This is a genomic window from Micromonospora sp. FIMYZ51 (assembly GCF_038246755.1).
In the GTDB taxonomy this organism is placed as follows: Bacteria; Actinomycetota; Actinomycetes; order Mycobacteriales; family Micromonosporaceae; genus Micromonospora.
Window position 1 is genome coordinate 4,558,231 of sequence record NZ_CP134706.1, and the last position, 19,281, is coordinate 4,577,511.

12 protein-coding genes are annotated in these 19,281 nt (G+C 71.4%); all 12 read right to left on the reverse strand.

Translation table 11 applies throughout. The features are described from left to right. Positions 1 to 37 precede the first annotated feature (37 nt). The 12 genes from QQG74_RS20515 to QQG74_RS20570 all read right to left on the reverse strand — a co-directional run bounded on the left by QQG74_RS20515 (position 38) and on the right by QQG74_RS20570 (position 19,254). Positions 38 to 478, reverse strand: coding sequence for a lasso peptide biosynthesis B2 protein (locus QQG74_RS20515; RefSeq protein ID WP_341716390.1), 441 nt, complete (start codon positions 476 to 478; stop codon positions 38 to 40). Continuing rightward, complete coding sequence (locus QQG74_RS20520; RefSeq protein WP_341716391.1) at positions 478 to 732, reverse strand: lasso peptide biosynthesis PqqD family chaperone; 255 nt, start codon at positions 730 to 732, stop codon at positions 478 to 480. The genes QQG74_RS20515 and QQG74_RS20520 overlap by 1 nt, the downstream gene beginning before the upstream one ends. A gap of 15 nt (positions 733 to 747) precedes the next feature. Next, positions 748 to 2,571, reverse strand: a complete 1,824-nt coding sequence (locus QQG74_RS20525) for an asparagine synthase-related protein (protein WP_341716392.1) — start codon at positions 2,569 to 2,571, stop codon at positions 748 to 750. A 258-nt stretch (positions 2,572 to 2,829) separates the two neighbouring features. Continuing rightward, positions 2,830 to 3,759: a hypothetical protein gene (locus tag QQG74_RS20530; protein WP_341716393.1), complete on the reverse strand. Its 930-nt coding sequence runs from the start codon at positions 3,757 to 3,759 to the stop codon at positions 2,830 to 2,832. After that, positions 3,746 to 4,075, reverse strand: coding sequence for a hypothetical protein (locus QQG74_RS20535; RefSeq protein WP_341716394.1), 330 nt, complete (start codon positions 4,073 to 4,075; stop codon positions 3,746 to 3,748). The genes QQG74_RS20530 and QQG74_RS20535 overlap by 14 nt, the downstream gene beginning before the upstream one ends. Then, positions 4,075 to 4,638 (reverse strand): flavin reductase family protein, encoded by a 564-nt coding sequence (locus QQG74_RS20540; RefSeq protein ID WP_341716395.1) that lies wholly within the window; start codon positions 4,636 to 4,638, stop codon positions 4,075 to 4,077. Before QQG74_RS20540 ends, QQG74_RS20535 begins: the two co-directional genes overlap by 1 nt. Positions 4,639 to 4,662: 24 nt before the next feature. Then, positions 4,663 to 5,865, reverse strand: a complete 1,203-nt coding sequence (locus tag QQG74_RS20545; protein WP_341716396.1) for a PLP-dependent aminotransferase family protein — start codon at positions 5,863 to 5,865, stop codon at positions 4,663 to 4,665. 38 nt (positions 5,866 to 5,903) lie between these two features. Next, positions 5,904 to 7,898 carry an amino acid adenylation domain-containing protein gene (locus tag QQG74_RS20550; protein WP_341716397.1) on the reverse strand — a complete coding sequence of 665 codons (1,995 nt, stop codon included), beginning with the start codon at positions 7,896 to 7,898 and terminating at the stop codon, positions 5,904 to 5,906. Beyond that, a complete protein-coding gene (locus QQG74_RS20555; protein WP_341716398.1) occupies positions 7,885 to 8,685 on the reverse strand; it encodes a hypothetical protein in 801 nt (266 codons plus the stop codon). Before QQG74_RS20555 ends, QQG74_RS20550 begins: the two co-directional genes overlap by 14 nt. Before the next feature lie 120 nt (positions 8,686 to 8,805). Next, complete coding sequence (locus QQG74_RS20560; protein WP_341716399.1) at positions 8,806 to 13,437, reverse strand: SDR family NAD(P)-dependent oxidoreductase; 4,632 nt, start codon at positions 13,435 to 13,437, stop codon at positions 8,806 to 8,808. After that, the gene (locus tag QQG74_RS20565) at positions 13,434 to 18,038 is read right to left on the reverse strand and encodes an SDR family NAD(P)-dependent oxidoreductase (protein WP_341716400.1); all 4,605 of its coding nucleotides are present in this window, start codon (positions 18,036 to 18,038) and stop codon (positions 13,434 to 13,436) included. The genes QQG74_RS20560 and QQG74_RS20565 overlap by 4 nt, the downstream gene beginning before the upstream one ends. A gap of 46 nt (positions 18,039 to 18,084) precedes the next feature. Next, positions 18,085 to 19,254, reverse strand: coding sequence for a pyridoxal-phosphate dependent enzyme (locus QQG74_RS20570; protein ID WP_341716401.1), 1,170 nt, complete (start codon positions 19,252 to 19,254; stop codon positions 18,085 to 18,087). Between the last annotated feature and the right edge of the window lie 27 nt (positions 19,255 to 19,281).

The window sequence follows — 19,281 nt, forward strand, 5'->3', positions numbered from 1 at the left end:
GCACCGTGCGCGGCAACAACGCAGACCACGACCGTGATCAGCGGCGGCCGGTCCAGCCTGGTGATCCGTAGGACGGCACCACGATGACCGGCCGGTAGTGTCCCGGTGGGTGCGGTTCGTCAACTGGAACGCCGTCGGCCACGACCCACGCGTGCGCCGCGAATGGCGCGGTGCGCACGCCGGTGCACCAGGTCGGCCACGTACCGCGCATTCTGCACAGCAGGACCGTGGCGAGGGAACGCGGTAGGCAGCCCTCACCCGCGCACAGCGCGCTGACGGCGGTGACCGCGCGGCGTGCCGCGCTGGCCTCCGCGACGGTCGCCGGTCGTGCGCCGCGGCGTACCAGCAGCAGGACCGACCGGATCCACCGCGGTGACCGGCGGGCGAGCAACCGAGCCGCTGCCACCGCGACCAGCGCGGCCAGCCGCTCGCGCAGCGGCAGGGATCCGCCCTCGGGGAGCGCCATTGACGAACTCATCACCGCACCAGCCCGGCCGCACGTAGCCCGGACACCAGCGCGCGAACGTCCGCCAGCGCCCGCTCGCCGTCCACCGGATAACGATCCATCAGCGCGGTCGCGGCCTGTTCCACCACGGCGCCCGACAACAACATCGTGAGCAGCAGCGCGCCGCTGCCGTTGAGCTGCCAGTACCGGCCACGACGCTCATCAAGCAGCACGGCACCGTCCTCAGTCTCGGTGAGCAGGACGTGGTCGTGCAGGCGGACAGTCATTCCGATCCTCCTCGATCATCCTGGCGCGGAGCTGACGGCACGCAGCCACAGCTCGACCGCAACCGTCCGTTCCACCGCCATTGACACCCGCCCACCCGGGTCGAGGCCCAGACACGCGGCACGCAGACCGTCCGCGTCCACCAGACCCAGCCGGGCCAGCGCGAGATCGTCGCAGAGCTCGACCAGAAACCGGAGATGCCGACGCAGGCCGTTCAGCCCTTCGGCTACGAAGAACCCCTTTGTCGACCGGCCACACAGCTCGGCCGGCAGCACCGGCCGAGCCGCTTCCGCCAGGACCGCCTTGTATCGCTTCGGGGTGCCCCGTTCGGCCAGCGCCACCGCGAGCGCCGCCTCCAGCACGGCGTCGTCGAGGTATGGCGCAGCCAGCGTCAGCCCGCCCTGGTCGAGCACGGTGCTCACCTGGCGGGCGGCTTGGGCAGCCGCCCACACCGACATGATGGCCCGGTGCTGAGCGCGCGTCGCGGCCAACGGCTCGGTGGCATCCGCCAGAGCCAGCAGCCGCTGCCGGACCATGCTCGTCGCCAGCACGGTAGCCCAGGGCGGGAGACGCACCGCGGCGCCCCAGCCGAGTTGCGGGCCCGAATCCGGCCGCCGCGCGTCGGTCAGCCCGTCGGCGACATCGACGATCCACTCGGCGAGTGAGCGCCGGTCGGACAATGCCCGCAGCACCGCCGCCCACGACCAGCGCCGCAGCGCACGGTGTACGGGCAGATGCGCCGCCACCAGCCGGGGCTGGCTGCCGAGCAGGTCGCGTAGATACGCCCGAGAAACGCCGAACACCTCGTCACCGCCGTAGCCGCCGAGGTGGATACGGCTACCGCGGCCGGACAGCAGCCCAGTGACGTGCCGTAGCACGGCAATGCTCGTCACCCCGCCGACCGGATGCTCGCCGCCACCGAAGGCCGCGGCGCCCACGTGCATATCGAACGGCGCGGACATCGCCTGAGCCGGATCGACGATCATGTGCTCGGCACCGGCCAGCCGACCGGCGGCGCGTACGGCCCACTCCGGGTCATCGTTTGCGGCGTCGAGCGCACCGACCCGCATCGTGATCAGCTCCGGCTGCCGCTCGGCGAGGAAGAAACACAGGGCCGTCGAGTCGACGCCGCCGGACAGGTCCGCACTGATCGGCATGCCGGCCCGCGTGCGCAGCTCCACTGCGGTTCGCAATGCCGCCCGCACCCGCGTCGCGCCCTCGGCCAACGGCACCACCGGTTCTGGTGCACGCCACCAGCGGCGGACCCGGGCCGCTCCGGAGCTGTCGATGGAGACGAAATGATCCGGCTGCACCGCGTGGACGGCCGTCCACAGAGCGGCAGGATCGAGGGGATACGGCACCGCGGGCATCAGCAGTGCCGCCGCGACGGCGCCCGGATCAGGGCCACCGCCGGCCGACTCGGCGAGCAGCCGGGCACGGTCGGCCGCCACCGCGACGCCGTGCACGGTGGTGTGGAACACCCGCCGCAGTCCCGAGGCCGTGCCCCGGGCGATGACGGTGCCGTCAACCGACGCGACGAACGAGTGCGACCCCGGCAGTTGACCGGCAGCGCGGCACAGCTCGGGCAACGCGGTGCCGGTCGCCGTCGCGACCAGTGCCCGCAGCGCAGGCTCGGGCGACGGGCACGGGCCGATGACTGCGGCCAGGTTTGCTCCGACGCGAACCACGGCCAGCTCGTCGGTCCGCCAGCGACCAACCAGCCAGGGTCGGCCGGAAGCGTGCGGGATGACGTGCTCGGCGCCGACGGCGAGGGACTGTGCTGCCGCGGTCGCGGCAGCACAGTCCGGAATCGCGGCGAACCAGGTGGTCCCGCCGGTCACGCGGCTCAGATCAGCCAATAGCCGCGCGAGAAGTACGGGAAGTCGCTGGGTCCGTCTTCGGCTCCCCTGGTGACCTCAGCGAACGAACCGACCTCGACGAGGACGGGCGGCTCGTAGATGGCCCCTGGTTCCTCCGGCGACTCGGCACGGACTGACGGTTTGTGCGTTGACATGTCTCACCTCTCCATGGTTGATCGACACGTTGCGGTGATGTCATCCGGAACGGTGCGGCCGATGCTCCGTCCACTGCCGCCCGCGTCACCGCGCCGCGAGCGACGCCAGTACGTTCGCCGGATCGGCGAACAATAGGTAGCTGCCCACCGTGGCGACGCTGAACGGGATCAGGCGGACCGGCAGCACGGCGGTGAACGCCGCGTGCATCAGCGCGCCGACCACCACCGAGGCCAGGTACGTGCCGGGAACCAGCAGCGTGACCGGGAGCAGCAGTTCGACAACCACCGTCGCGACAGCGGCCCACCGCCACCGCTTACGTGCCACGGTGACCGGCACGTCGATGAGGGTGCGCACCATGACCGGCGGGTACCAGGTGTCGCGGTACCGCTGGGCGTGCCGGTCCGCGTGCAGACTCGCGGTGAAGTCGTGCAGGGCGCCGCCGGTCATGAAGTGTGCGCTACGCAACTTCCGATAGGCCGAGCTGAGATACATCTGGACGGTCAGCAACACCAGGAGCACCTGCGCGAAGGCGTCCTCACCGGTGCGACCCGCCTCCTCCCACAGCACCTCTCGCGGCGGGTCACGAAGCACGGCCACCACGGTGTGGTAGGTCAGCGCGTCGCCGAGCACCGGGCTGGCCGCGAGAAACAGCGCGCACAAGCCGAGATAGGCGGTGTGGAACTTGCGGTCGTAGCAGAGCTCGAAGAAGAACCAGAGCGCCGCCACGACCGCCGCCACCCGTGGCAGGACGCCGACGAGCAGGCAGCCGGCCGCCACGAGTTTCGCCCCGTAGAGAACCCGGTACCACCGCTGGTCGATCGGCAAGCCCGGGTGCTCACGACGGAAGCGAAAGTACACGTACGAGTCGGGGGCGAAGTACCGCCAGGCACCACGGTGGTGCTCGTAGGCGAACTTGACAAGCATCGCGGTCGCCAGCACCACCCGGAACGCACAGATCTGGATGGAGGCGTACGGGTAGCGGAACCCGTCGGCGACGGCGTCAAGCCACCACATGGCCGTCCCGTACGGTGAGGGTGTGCCGGCCGACATGGTCGACGAGCGTCACCGTGCCCTCGGCCCGTACTCCCCGCACCTCTCGCAGGTAGGCCAGGTAGCAGGCCAACTCGCGGGCGTTCATGCCGGGATCCTGGTGCACGATGTCCTGCCACGGGTTGATCGGCCGGTCGTGCTGGTCGCGTAGCCGCATCAGGCAGTGGCTCACCCGGGAGAACATCGGCCAGGTGAACAGCCGAGGCGGCCCGAAGAAGCCGGCCCGCACCATGCGCACCACAAGCAGGACGAAGATCACCCAATGGACCGACTGGATCATCAGGACTGCGACTCCGTTTCCGAGTGGAGCGGATGCTGCCGCCGCCGGTGATGCACCAGGGCCGTGGTCGGCGGGGCGAGACGGGTCCACTCCACCAGCCCGATCAGCAGGGTGTGGTCCCACGCCGGCACCGAGCGCTCCAGCCGGCAGACCAGCGTCGCGGCAGTGCCACCGAGAATCGGCACACCGGCGTGCTCCGCGTACGGGACGCGGTCGAACCTTCGTCTCGGGTCGGATTCGGCGAACTGGTACGCCAACGTCCGCTGCGACCAGTTCAGCAGGTTCACCGCGAAGCGCCCGCAATGGTCGATGTGCCGTTCGGTACGGCCGCCGCTGGCCAGCGACACCAGCACGCTTACCGGATCCAGCGACAGCGCCATCACCGCGTTTGCGGTGCATCCGGCGGGGCCGGCCACCGTCGCCACGGTGATGACCGTCACGAACGTCGGGAACTCGGCCATCACTGCCCGGAAGCCGGCGGCACCGACCGATGTCGGCCGGCTCACCGCCAGGCCCTCGGCGCTGCCGGATGCCGGGTCGGTGCCACGCTGAACAGCGCCCATCGACGTCTCCGATCCTCAGGTGGCCTACTGGCGCAACGCCTCGCGGAGCCGACTCAAGCCCGTGCTGATCTGGTCCGGGGTGTTCGTGGTGAAGGACAGTCTGAGCGTCGCGTGATCGGGATCGACCGGATAGAACGCCGAGCCGGGAACGAAGGCGACGCCCAGGTCGACCGCCCGGGTCAGGACGTGGCTGGCGTCCGCGCCGTCGGGCAGCCGCACCCAGACGAACATCCCACCCTCGGGGCTGGTCCACCGACTGCCCGGCGGCAGCACCGAGGGTAGTTTGTCGAGCATGGCCGAACAGCGGTCCCGGTACTGTGCCACGACCGCTCGCAGGTGCCCGTCGAGATCAGCAGTGCGCAGATAGACCGCGGCAGCCGCCTGATCGACGGTGGAGCTGTGTAGGTCAGCTGCCTCCTTGACCAGCATCAGCGTCCGCCGCAGCGATCCCGGTGCCCGGACCCAGCCGAGCCGGAGCCCGGGTGCGGAGGTCTTGGAGAAGCTGCCGACGTAGACCGTGGCCTCGCCGGCCTCGGGCAGCGCCGCCACCGGTGGCAGGTGCTCACCGCGGTAGCGCAGTTCGCCGTACGGGTCGTCCTCGACAATCCAGACCGAATGGCGGCGAGCCACCTCGGCCAACTCTCGGCGCCGGTCGAGCGGCATGGTGTGCCCGGTAGGGTTGGCGAACGTCGGGATCAGATAGAGCAGGCTGGGACGGTACCGCCGGCACGCCTCGGTCAGGGCGTCTGGCGCGATCCCGTGCGCGTCCCCGGCGACCGGCACCACCCGCGCCCCCGCCAGGTGGAAGCATTGCAGTGCCGCCAGATAGGTCGGCGCGGCGACCAGCACGACATCGCCCGGATCGACGAGCGCGGTGGTGAGCATCGTCAGGGCCTGCTGGGAGCCGTTCGTCGTCAATAGGTCGCTCGCGCCGGTGGACAGGCCCCGGCGGGTGAGCCGCTCGGCGAGCAGTTCGCGTAGCTCGGCGTTGCCCTCGGTCGCGCTGTACTGGAGGTTGCGGCGCACCGACGGATCGGCCAACGCCTCGGCGAAGCCGGCCCGGAGTCCGTCCACATCGAACAGCTCCGGCGCCGGAAAGCCACCGGCGAACGAGATGACGTCCGGCCGGGCCGACAGGGCGAGCAGTTGGCGTACCGGCGAATGGTTCAATCCGGTGACCCGGCGCGCGATCACCGGTCCGGCGAGCGGAAGTTGTTCGGCATACACCTCAACAGGCCCCAATCGGTCGATGCACTATGGCCGTCTCACGGAACGGGCGTGCTCCGCTGGGCCCGAAGCAGGTCAGCCAGCTGGCCGAGGACGGTCACGGCCACGGCGTCCCGCACCTCGATCGCGAGACCGAGATCGGTCGTTATTCGGCGACGCAGGCGGAATGCAAGCAGTGAGTTGCCGCCGAGCGCCGAGAAGTCGTCGTTGACGCCCACCTCCTCCACACCCAGCAGTTCCTCCCACACCCGCGCCAGGTACCGCTCGACGTCGTCGCGCGGAGCGACGATGTCGCGCCGGCGGCGCAGTTCCTCGCGCGCCATGGCGAGCAGCCGGGCAGTATCCCGCTTGCCGTGGTCATTGGCCGGGATGGCCGCCACGGCAGCGAACGCCGTCGGCACCAGGTAGTCCGGCAGCAGCTCGGCGGCATGGCCGCGCAACTCCCGCAGGGACACGCCCGGGTCGACGGCGACCAGGGCGACGAGGTGCTTGCCGTCTCCCTCACCGCTCACCACCACGGCAATGTCCCGTACGCCCTCGAACCGTCCCAGCACCCGCTCCACTTCCCGGGGTTCCACCCGGTAGCCGCGAATCTTGACCTGGTCGTCGGAGCGACCGACGAACTCCAACACTCCGTCGGCCCGGCGACGGGCCAGGTCGCCGGTGGCGTACATGCGTTGGCCGGCCATCGCGAACGGGTCGGGCAGGAATCGGGCCGCGGTGAGCGCGGGCTGACCCAGGTAGCCACGGGCCACCCCGGCCCCGCCGATGAACAGCTCGCCGACTTCGCCGTCGGCGACCGGCCGCCGGTCAGGGTCGAGGAGGTAGACGTGGGCACCGGTCAGCGGAGTACCGATGGGCACGCTCGTCTCGTCCGGACCGACGGCGGAGATCCCGTACGCGGTACAGGCCGTGGTGCCCTCGGTGGGACCGTAGAGGTTGAAGAAGCTGCCGGCGAAGGAACTGGCGAGCAGTTGCCGGCAGGCGGCGGGCGAGACCACGTCGCCGCCGGTGTGCAGGATCCGGATGCCCGTGAAGGCGTCCGGGTCCTCCTGAGCGATGTGGTTGACCGCCATGGTCGGGGCCAGCATCGCCGTGATGCCGTGCCGCCGCAGCTCGCCCCGGGGATCCCGAGCGATCAGATCGGGCAGGGTCGGTAGCACCACGATCGCCGCGCCACTGGCCAGCGCACACCACGCCTCGTAGTTGAACGCGTCGAACGACAGACTCGACACGTGGGCCACCCGGTCATCGGGCCCGATCGCGGGCAGCGCCGGATTGGCCGCGAAGTATGCGAGGTTACGGTGCTCCAGGACGATCGCCTTCGGCACACCGGAGGACCCGGAGGTGAAGAGCACGCACGCCGCCTGGCAACCGGCGTGAACCGGCCGGCCCTCCGTCGTGCCCTCCGATGATGTGATCGAGGTGAGTTCGGCGACGGTCACCACCGCCGACCCGACGCCGACCAGTCCCGCCCGCAACTCGGGCGCGCTGATCACCAGACGGGCGCCGCTGTTGTGGATCATGAGGTCTCGGCGGGCATCCGGATACCGGGTGTCGACCGGCACGTACGCGGCCCCCGCCTTCAGGATCGCCAGGATCGCCACGAAGACGTCCACGCCGCGCGGCAGGTAGACCGCCACCCGGTCCCCGTCACCGACACCTCGGCCACGCAGGGCGGCGGCGAGGGCGTCGGACTTCCGCGCCAGCTCACGGTATGTCAGCCGGCACTCCGCCTCGATGACAGCGAACCGGTCCGCGTGTTGCCGGACGGCCTCCGCGACGAGGTCGAGGATGCTCGGTCGGTGCGGGCAGCGCGCCGGATCGCAGGCGGCGAACGCCCCAGCCGGCGACTGCGCGAGGTCTTCGACAGCGGCCAGGCAGCCCCGGTAATCGTCTTCGACGCCGACCGCCGTCCAGCCGTCCGGCAGGTCACGCTCCGCCGGCCACACGCTGAGGTGGCCCTCGCCCGAGCGGACCACCGCGCACCGCTGACCGCCGGTCTCCCACCCCACGACGTCAGGCTGGACCATCGTGCGCCTCCTTGAGGATCGAACGGACGACGTCCGCCACCTCGGGATGGCTCAGCAGCTCCACCCGGGAGGCTTGGACCCGAATGGTGCGTGTCTGCGCGGCACCCGGCCACTGCGGCGGACAGGGCTGATCACGCGAGACGATCTGTACCGCCGGCCCACCCCACGCCGGCCAGGACGAGTTGTGCGCGGCCACCAGATGGCATAGCCAGTCCAGGTAGAACTCCGTCACCGCCTCCGCGTCGGCGCGGGCGGCATCCGGGTCGTCCGAACCACGCGTCACCGCCCGCCCACCCAGATCCAGCAGGCCACGGCGGATCCGCCGCACCGCCTCGGCCGGGTCGTCACGCAGCAGCGAATCGTCGAAAGCGGGCGGCGGCGTCCAGTCCGCCTCGTCCAGGTTCAGCAGTGCGCCGAGATTCGCGCCGGCCGCCCGGTACTGGCCGGCAATGTCCTCCACCGTGGCTGGCTCGCCGTCGAACAGCACCAGCGGCGGCCCGACACCGTTTGCGGCACCGAGCAGGGCCGCCACCTCCTGCGCGATCGGCCCGGCCATGCAGTACGCCAACACCGCCCGCACCCTGGGGAACGGACCGTACCGGTCCAGCAACCGCTCGGCGTACGCCCGTGCCGTCAACTCCCGCACATGCGGCGGCTCCAGCAGATGCCGAACGGTGTAGCCGCTGGCCTGAAGGTCCAGCGACGATACCGGCGCCTCAGCCCGCCGACCGGGGTAGTCGAGCACCAGCACCACGCCGTTGCGGTCCATCTGTCGCTCTGCACCCATCCGTCGTCCGCCCTACCTCGTCGTCCGGTGCCGTGCCTCGCATCAGCGGTACGAAATTCGTCGGCGGCGGCCGAGCCGCCGTGGTCCGGCGTGCCCACGGTCGAGGGCACGCCGATCCGGTCAGCCCGGACGGCGTGCCCTCGCCCGCGCCACCCGGTCGGCCTGGTGCTGCCGACGTGAGCGGGCACGACTCTTCACCTCGTCGAGCGAACGGCCCGACGGCGCGGCAGGCTCAGCTTCCGGGCCATCGATCAGGGCTGCCAGCCGGGCCACGGTCAACGCCTCGTACAGCTGAGCCACGGTAAGCGTCGCGCCGACCGTCCGGTTGACCGTCGAAATCAGCTGGATCGCGATAAGCGAGCTGCCGCCCAGGTCGAAGAAGCTGTCCTCGGCGCCGACCCGGTCAACGCCGAGGAGTTCCTGCCAGATCTCGCACAGCCGCCGCTGCGTCTCCCCGCGCGGCGGGGCGTACGCGGCGGCCAACTCGGGTCGGGCGTGCAGGGTCCGTGGCGTGCCGAGTTTCGACAGTTGTTCCTGCCCGCCGCCCGTATCGGCGGTCATGCTGAAGGCGCTGTCGATCAGCTCGTTGACATCGGTCGGCGACACGATCAGCTGGGGTGGTCCGGTCGTGCCCAGCGCACGCTCCAGGGCCTGGAGTGCGTCGGCGGGAGCCATTCCCCGGGCCGCCACGTCCGCCCGGCGTACCCGGGCCAGTTGCTCCGGCAGGTCGGCGTTCACCGCCATGCCGACCTCCTGCCAGGGCCCCCAGTCGAGGGTGAGCACCCGCTGGTGCGCGGCGCGAGCATGCGCGTACGCGTCGAGGAAGGCGTTTGCCGCCACATAGTCCACCAGGCCGAAGTCGCCCACGTTTGCCGCGTTGGACCCGAAACAACAGACGAAGTCGGGGCGCTGTCCGGCCAGTACCCGCTCCAGGTTCAGCGTGCCGAGCACCTTGGGGCCCATGACCTCGGCCGCCGCCACGACCGTGCGCAGCTGGATCAGGCCGCCACCGGAGAGTCCCGCGGCGTGGAACACGCCGTCGATCCGTCCCCACCGGGCCACGACCTCGTCGACGGCGGAGCGCAACCGGTCCTCGTCGCAGACGTCGGCCTGGACCACAAACACCTCGGCTCCGCCGTCGCGCACCTCGCACAGGCGCGTCACGAGCGCGGCCGTCGGGTCCGTGGCATCACCATCGCGCCAGCGATGCCACTCCGACTCCGGCGGTACGGGCCGCCGGGACAACAACGCGAACCGACGTCCGGGTCGGGAGAAATGCTTCGCCAGGGTCAACCCCAACCCGCCGGTACCACCGGTGATCAGGTAGACCCCGTCGGGACGCAGGACCGGCACATCGTCGGGCGGCGGGAGCGGTGCCGGGACGTACGCCTGCGTCCAGCGATGCGGCCCCCGGTACGCCACCGCCGCGTGACCGGGTGAGACAGCGAACTCCCCCAGCAGGTGGTCAACGGTCCGCTCGACCGGCGTACCGGCGAGGGTCACGTCGACGCTGCGGCAGGCCAGCCCGGGATGCTCGCGTGGGATGACCCGGCACGGACCCAGCACGGTGGCCTTGAGCGGGGTCAGCCGCTCCATCCCGGTCACGTCGTACAGGCCGTCGGTGACCACCCAGATCCGGCAGTCCGGCTGCCCCGGGTTTCCGTTGAGTGCCTGAGCCAACAGCAACAGGCTGTCGAACGCCAACCGGAGGGCCGCCGACACCCCGGCCGCGTCGGTGCCGTGTTCGGCCGATCGGTCGGTCTCGCCGGTGACGTTCCAGCAGTGAGCCACCCGGGTCACCGGCTGCTCCGCCCCCACGGACCGCAGCAGCATCCGGTAGTGGTCGGCGTCGCCGGGGTCGATCGTCACACCGTCGCCGTCGGCAATCCAGCGCTCGCCCGCCGCAACCGTGGTCACCCGGACACCGTCCCGGCGGAGCCGGCCGGCCAGGGCGTCACCGAGACCGAGCCGATCGGTGAAGACCAGCCAGTGCTGGTTCCCAGCCGGCACGGGGGCCGGCGGTGGTGCCGTACGCTGCCAGGTCGGCAACTGGAACCAGCTGCCAACATCGCCCCGCCGCCGGGCCGACCGGCCGCCGACCACCGGCTCCGAGCGCTGAGGTAGCCGGTACTCGCGTCGCTCGAACGGATACGTCGGCAGCGGCACTCGGCGACGACGCTCATGCTGGTAGAAGCCGGCCCAGTCCGGTGCCACGCCGGCCAGCCACAGCTGGCCCAGCGTGCGCTGGACCGCCTCCGCCGACGATCGCCGGTCCCGCCGGTGCGGCAGCGTCGCGGCGACCAGGCGCGCCGGCCCGCCCGCGAGGGTCCGCCGGGCCAGGCTGGTCAATGTCTGACCGGGCCCCAGCTCGACAAACACCCGGCCCGGGTCGGCGGCCAGCTCCCGAATCCCCTCGGCGTACTCCACGGGGGCCAGCACCTGTCGTCCCCAGTAGGCCGGGTCCTGAGCCTGCTCGTCGCTGATCCAGGTGCCGGTGACGTTCGAGATGAACGGGGTGTGCGGCGGTTGGCGCGGCACTGCGGCGACCGCGTCCACGAACCGGTCGACCATTGGCCGCATCAACGCGGAGTGGAACGCGTGCGAGGTGTGCACCGGTTGGGTGGTGATCCCCCGGGCGGTCAACTGCTCCACGAGGCGTGCCACGGACTGCTCAGGTCCGGACAGCACGCAGTCCTCCGGGCCGTTGTGTGCCGCCAGCGACACGTCCTCGGGTAGCAACGACAGCACGGCGGCGCGGTCGGCGACGACGCCGACCATCGTGCCCGTCGGCTGCTCCCCCATCAGCCGACCGCGCAACGCGACCAGGTCCAGCGCGTCCTGGAGCGAAAACACGCCGGCCAGGCAGGCCGCGACCAGCTCACCGAGGCTGTGACCGAGCATTGCCGCCGGCCGTACTCCCCACGACGCCCACATCTGGGCCAGCGCGTACTCCAACACGAACAACACCGGCTGCGCCACGGAGGTCTGGTGCAACGCCTGCACCGCGTCGGCCGACTCCGCGTCGCCGAGCAGGTGGCCCAGCACGTCGACCTCGACCGCGCGAGCAGCCAGCAGACTCACGCAGGAGTCGACCGCGTCGCGGAAGGCCGGCTCCTGCGCGTACAGCTCGCCGGCCATGCCGGGGTACTGGGCCCCCTGCCCGGCGAGCAGGAACACGACGGACGGCGGGGCAGGTGCGGCCTGGCCGGTGGTGACCCGCGCCGGCTCGCCCGACTTCAGGGCCGCCGCGACCGAGGCGGCGTCCGGACCGGTCACCGCGCGCCGGAACGGAAAATGATGTCGGCCCACCGCCGTGGTGTAGGCGGCGTCGGCAAACGCCAACTCGTCATCGGTCAGCCGCGTCGCCATCCGGTGGGTCAGCTCCTCCAGCGCCTCGGCACTGCGCGCGGACAGCAGCACCAGCTGGGCGCCGCGTGCCGAGCCGGTGGCCGCTTCGGTCGCTGGCGCCTCCTGGAGAATCACGTGCGCGTTGGTACCGCCGAAGCCGAATGCGCTCACTCCGGCGGATCGCGGTGCCTCCGTTCGGGGCCACGGCGCGGTTTCCCGCTGCGGCACGAACGGGCCAGCGGCGAAGTCGATGTCGGGGTTCGGCACGGCGCAGTGCAGTGTCTGCGGCAGCGTCGCGTGCCGCAGCGCGAACACCGTCTTGACGATCCCGGCGACGCCGGCCGCCGCGTCCAGGTGCCCGATGTTCGACTTGAGCGAGCCCAGTGCCACCGTCCCCGGCCGGACGTCGGCGTACGCCCTGGTCAGCGCCCGCACCTCGATCGGATCGCCGAGCGGGGTGCCGGTGCCGTGCGCCTCGACGTACCCGATCTCGCTGGCCGACATCCCGGCGTCGGCGAGCGCGTCACTGATCACCCGCGCCTGGCCGGCCACGGCCGGCGCGGTGAAACCGACCTTGACCGCGCCGTCGTTGTTGACCGCGGAACCCTTGACCACCGCGTGGATGGTGTCGCCGGCCGCCACGGCGTCCCCGAGCCGCCGGAGCACCAGCACGCCCGCCCCGCTGCCGAACAGGGTGCCCGCAGCGTCCGCGGAGAACGGCCGACAGTGCCCGTCGGGCGACAGGAACGAGCCCTCCTGATGCAGATAACCCTGATCCTGCTCCAGGTTGAGAAAGACCCCGCCGGCAAGCGCCAGGTCACACTCCCGGTCGCGCAGCGCCCGGCAGGCGAGATGCACGGCCACCAACGAGGTGGAGCACGCCGTGCGCAGCGAGACGCTCGGCCCCCGCAGGTCGAGCTTGTACGACACCCGGGTGGACAGGAACCCGAGCTCGTTGCCGAGCAGGATCTGAGTGCGGCCGGTGGACTCCACGATGTCCGGATGGGAGTACACGTGGGCCAGGTAGCCGTTGCTGCCGGCGCCGGCGAACACTCCGACCTCGCCCGGGACCCGCGCCGGGTCGTACCCGGAATGCTCCATCGCTTCCCACGCCGTCTCCAGAAAGATCCGGTGCTGTGGGTCCATCACCTCGGCCTCGCGGGCGGTGTAACCGAAGAACTCCGCGTCGAACGCCCACAGGTCGGCGAGGCAGGCACCGGCCCGGACGAACGACGGCTGCGCCAGCTCCTCCGCCGAGGTGCCTGCGGCCAGCAGTTGCTCGTCGGTGAGGATCGCGACCGACTCCACTGCGTCCCGGACGTTTGCCCACAGCCGGTCGACCGTTGGCGCGCCCGGGAACCGGCCGGCCATGCCGACGATTGCCACGTCCCGATCCGGCCTCACTCGATTTCCTCCAGCAACCTGGCCAGTGACCGGACCGTCGGACCCTCGTACACGACGGTCAACGGAACCGCCCGTCGAAGCTCGCTGCGTAGCCGGTGCACCACCTGCAAGCCGAGCAGCGAGCTGCCGCCCAGCTCGAAGAAGTTGTCGTGCACCCCGACCTGCGCCACCCCGAGCACCTCCGACCAGATTCCGGCGAGCTGACGTTCCAGGTCGGTCGCCGGCTCGACGTACGGATTCACCAGGGTCGGTCGGGCATGCCGACGGCCCGGTGGTTCAGCGTCGCGCACCGGCGCGGTCCACTGGCTGACCCGCAGTGGCAGATCCGTGGTGGAGACGATGACCTGCGGGCGTGCCACCGAGGCGAGGACCCGTTCGAACACGGCCCGGCCCTCATCCGGGCTCATCGCCACCTTGTGCACGGCCGCGCCGATGCCCACGCCCGGGTCGGCGTCGTCCGCAAAATGCCACGCCTCCCAGTTCAGCGAGGTCCAGCGGACGCCATCGGGCGGCACGACGCGCCGGGCGTGGGCGTCCAGGAAGGCATTCGCGGCAGCGTACGCGGTGAACCCCAGCCCACCGAGCAACGCGGCCACCGAGGAGCAGAACACGGCGAAGTCCAGCGGTTGCCCGGCGAGGAGACGGTCCAGGACGTGCACGCCGTGCAGCTTCGAGTCGAAGTGCCGGAAACACTCCTCGTCGGTCAGCTCCGCCAGCACCCGGTGTGCCGCCGGCCCGGTGCTGCCGGCCGCGTGGATGACCCCGTTCACCGGTCCGAACTCGCTCTTCACCCGGTCCAGGAGGTCGGCCATCGCCACCGGATCGGCGACGTCCGCCGCACCGACCAGGACCCGTGCACCGGCCGCCTCAAGTTGCCGGACGGCCCGCCTGGCGCGGGCGACCGAGTCGCACTCATGCTCCGCGTTTTCCTGCTCGGGCAGCCCCGTGCGGCCGACCAGCACCAGCCGCGCGCCGGGTGCCGCCTCCGCGATCGCCCGAGCCAGGACCAGACCCACCCGGCCCAGTCCTCCGGTGATCAGGTAGACGCCGTCGGGCCGTATCGTCGGCGTCTGAACGGCGGTCAGCGGCGCCGGCACCGGCTGCTGCGCCCATCGCCCGGCGCCTCGCAACGCCACCGCGCCGCCGTCGGCCGGGCTGGCCAGTTCCAGCAACACCCGGTCGGCCAGCGCGTCGAGGTCGACCGGTCCGGAGCCCGGCGGCGGCAGGTCGAGCTGCCGGCAGCGTAGTGACGGATACTCCTGCGACGCCACCCGGCACACGCCCTGGATGGTGGCCTTGACCGGGTTGACCGGCTCGTCGCCGAGCACCGCGAACACCTCGCTGGACACCACGTCCCACCGTTGCGGCGTCACCATGAGTTCGGGCCCGACGGCCTGGGCCCACCGCACGAGACTGAAGAATCCCCGGTTCAGCTCGCCGTGCGCGACGGTAGGCTCGTCGCTCACCGGTCCCGGATCCGCCGTCCAGCAGTGCACCACCCGGTCGGGGACGGAGCCTGCCGCGCGGAGTGTCTCCGCGAGCCAGCGGTAGTGCTCCGCTACGGCCGGATCCAGCACGTAGTGGTCCGGTCGCACGGCTTCCCAGCGCGTGCCGACGGCCACGGTCACCACGGACACGCCCCGACCGGCCAGCCGCGAGGCCACCCGCGCACCGACGCCGCCCTCGTCGAGGAAGACCAGCCAGACCCGGCCAGCAAGGTCGTCGCTGCGCTCCACCGGCTCCAACCGCCGCCAGGACACGTCGTAGAACCAGTCGTCGAGCGCGGCCCGCCCCTGCTCCGTCAGCGCCGGAACGGCACCGGGTTCGAGCCAGTAACGGACCCGGCTGAACGGGTACGTCGGCAGCGGCAACCGGCGTCGCGCGCCGACCGGATGCAGCCGATCCCACGACGGCGTGACTCCCGCCAGCCATAGCCGGGCCAGCGACCGCAACAGCGTGCCGCGCGCGGACCCGGCGGTGAACGCGTCCGGCAGCGACCGCACCACCACCCGGTCCGTCGGTGCGGCCCCGGCGTGGTGCAACGCGGCGGAGCCCAGCGCCCCGCCGGGTCCCACCTCCACCAGCACCACCTCCGGCAGCTTCCATACCGTCGCCATGCCGTCGGCGAACCGGACCGGCTGTCGCAGGTGCCGCGCCCAGTACCCGGGGTCGGTGGCTTCCGCGTCGGTGATCCACGTGCCGCTGATGTTGGACACGAACGGTATCCGCGGCGGGTTGAGCCGCACCGTCCGGACGATGTCGGCGTAGGCGTCGACGATCGTGTCCATGGCCGGGGAGTGGAAGGCGAACCGGGTGTTGAGCCGACGGCTGACCACTCCCGAATCCCGCAGCCGGGCGACCAGTCCTTCGATGGCGGCCTCCGGGCCGGACAGCACGCACGTGCCCGGGTCGTTGACCGCCGCCACCGACACGTCGTCGGTCAGGTACGCACGCACGTCGTCCTCTGCCATGGGCACGGCGAGCATCGCGCCGTGCCCCACCGCGCTGATCAGGCGGGCCCGCTCGACCACCAGGCGCAGCGCGTCGGCCACATCGAACACGCCCGCGACGCAGGCAGCCACGTACTCGCCGAGGCTGTGGCCGATCATGGCCTCCGGCCGGATGCCCCAGGACTGCCAGAGTCGGGTGAGGGCGTACTCGGTGGCGAAGACGGCCGGATATCCGACCAGCGGCTGGTCCAGCGGGTGGTCACTGGGCTGGGCAGCGGCAAGCATCCGACGCAGGTCCGGTCGCCCGCTCCCCTGGCGTCCGTCCGCCCCGGCCGACGGGTCGCTCGCGGCGCCCGGCTCACCCGACCCAGCGGGGGGCGATTCCAGCAGCGCCTCGCGGATGTCCGAGCCGAGCAGCGGCGTCACCAGCTCGGCGCACTCGTCGAGGGCCGCCCGGAACTCCGGCTCCTGCTCGTACAGCTGCCGGGCCATCCCCGGGTACTGCTCGCCGAAGCCGGTGAACGCGAACGCCACGCGACGATGTCCGTCCCCGGTGCGGACGGCAGTGAGCAGCCGACCGTCGTCGCGGACGTCGAGCGCCTCCGTCACGTCCGCGGTACGCGCCGCGACCAGCGCCCGCCGATGACCGAACGTACGGCGTCCGACCTGCAAGGTGTACGCGAGGTCCGGCAGCGGCGTGTCGGGGTGCCGCCGCAGGTGGTCAGCGAGCCGGTCGCTCATGGCCTCCAGAGCGGTCTCGTCGTTTGCCGACAGCACGATCAGCTGCTCGCCTGCCGTCTCGGCGGGCGCAGGGCGCGGCGGTGCCTGTTCCAGCACCACGTGTGCGTTGGTGCCGCCGAGCCCGAAGGAGCTGACACCCGCGCGGCGCGGCCCCTCGATGGCGGGCCAGCCGCTCAGCTCGGTGTTTATGACAAACGGGCTCGCGGTCAGGTCGATGCGCGGATTGGGCCGGGTGAAGTGCAGCGTCGGGGGAATCTGTCCGTGCTCGACCGCGCAGACGGCCTTGATCAGGCCGGCGACACCGGAGGCCGCGTCCAGGTGACCGATGTTCGTCTTCACGGCCCCGAGCAGGCACGGCCCCTGCCGGTCGGAGCCGGCGCCGAAGGCCGATCGCAGCGCGGCGAACTCGATCGGGTCGCCGAGGATGGTGGCCGTGCCGTGTGCCTCGACATATCCGATGCTGTCCGGGTCGACATCCGCGCCGGCCAGCGCCGTGGCGATGACCGACGCCTGGGAATCGACACTGGGCGCGGTGAACCCGACCCGGCGGGCACCGTCGTTGTTAAGCGCGGAACCCTTGATCACGGCGTGGATGTGGTCGCCGTCGGCGATCGCGTCACCGAGGCGCTTGAGGACCACCAGGCCCACGCCGTTGCCGCCGATCGTGCCACGGGCCTCCGCGTCGAACGACCGGCAGTAGCCGTCGGGTGAGAAAATTCCGTCCGCGGTGTACAGGTAGCCGTCGCGCCTGCTGGCGTCGATCGCCACGCCGCCGGCCAGTGCCATGTCGCACTGAAAGGAGAGCAGGCCCTGACTGGCCAGGACCACCGCCACCAGCGAGGTGGAGCAGGCCGACTGCACGTTGACGCTGGGTCCCTCCAGCCCGAGCTTGTACGACACCCGACTGGTCAGGAAGTCACCGCTGTTGCCGATCATGACCTGGCCAGTGCCGACGGTGTCCACCACTCGGCGGTTCGCGGCGATGTTGTGCATCAGGTACGTGTTCGAACCCGCGCCCGCGTACACCCCGACGAGGCCGTCGTAGCCCGACGGGTGGTAGCCGGCCGATTCCAGAGCGGCCCAGGCGCACTCCAGCAGCACCCGGTGCTGCGGATCCATCAGCTCCGCCTCGCGTGGCGAGTAGCCGAAGAACCCGGCGTCGAACTTGTCCACATCGGCCAGCTCGTTGACCGCAGGCACGAAAGCCGGGTCACGGACCAGCTTCGGATCCACCCCACGGGCCAGCAGTTCCTCCGCCGCAACGAAGCTCACGGCGCACCGGCCGTCCCGGACGTTGCGCCAGTAGGCGTCCACGTCCGGTGCCTGCGGAAACCGGCCGGCCATGCCGACCACGGCGATATCCAGGCTGTCCGCGTACTCCTCCGGCCGTTGTTGTTCCACACTGCTCACCGCCGCACCCCGCTCATCGTGGTCTCCCTCGTGCCCGGTGGGTCGGTCACGCCGCCGGGGCCCGGCCGCGCCCGGTCAGGTTGACCAGCACCGTCTCGTCCCGGCCGATCCGACCTGCGGCCGCCTCCCGGCGTACTCCCGCCACCGCCGCCGCCGAGGCGTAGCAGACGTCCACTCCTTCCAGCGCCGCCAGCATGCGCCGGCTCTCCACCAACTCCGCCGCCGAGGCCGAGACGATCGCGCCGGCCGTCTCGGTGGCGATGCTGTGCAGGTACGGGTAGTAGGGCGCGGCGTCGCCGAGCAGGATCGCGGTGGCCAGGCCGGTGGGCCGGTCGATCCGGTCAGCCGCGGTGAGCGACGCGCGACCCTCCTGCCAGGCGGTCGCGGCCGGCGCGCAGGTGTCCTCCTCGACCATCAGGAAGCGCGGCATCTCGCCCAGCTCGCCGAGTTCCAGATACTCGCGGAGCCCCTTGTGCGCCGCCACCACACCCATGCCGCTGCTGATCGCCTGGACCACGACGTCGGGCCGACGGTCCATCTGGTCGAACGCCTCCAGATAGGCCAGCTTCAGTCCCTCGCGCCGGGCCCAGTTGAAGAATCCGGCGTCCAGGTGCAGATCGTTCTCGGTGGCGAACCGGCGCGCCGCGGCCCCGGCGTCGGCGTAACTGCCCGGCACGACCGTCAACGTGATCCGGTCGTCCTGGCCCAACGCGTGGCTGGACACGAATTCCTGGCCACAGAAGAAGTGCACGCGCATGGCGGGGTCGCGCTGCACGGCGCGGGCCAGGGCGGTGGCGCTGTTGCCGGTGCTGGAGGCGACGAACTCGCGGACCTGGAACTGGCGGAGCACGGCCAACACCGTGGCGGCGAGGCGATCCTTGGTCGTTCCGGTGAACTGATCGCACTCCTGCTTGACCCACAGGTCGGGCACGCCGATCGCGGCCCCGAGCTTGGGCGCCGGCCGGCATGCCGTACGCCGGGTGAGCCCGTCGTCCAACAGCTCCGGGTCGCCCAGTGGCAGAAAGTCGAAGTAGACCCGTTCCGGAAACCGCGACCGGTGCCGGGTAGCGTCGGCAAGCGAGTAACGCGGTTCGAGCGCCCCCGAACACTCTGGGCACCGGTACACCAATGCGGCGTCGAGCACGGCGTCGCACCACATACACGCGAGCCGGTACTTGGCGCGTACGGCCACGGTGGTTCGGTCAACCGCATACACGGGCACCCTCCTTTGTCGAAGGAACTC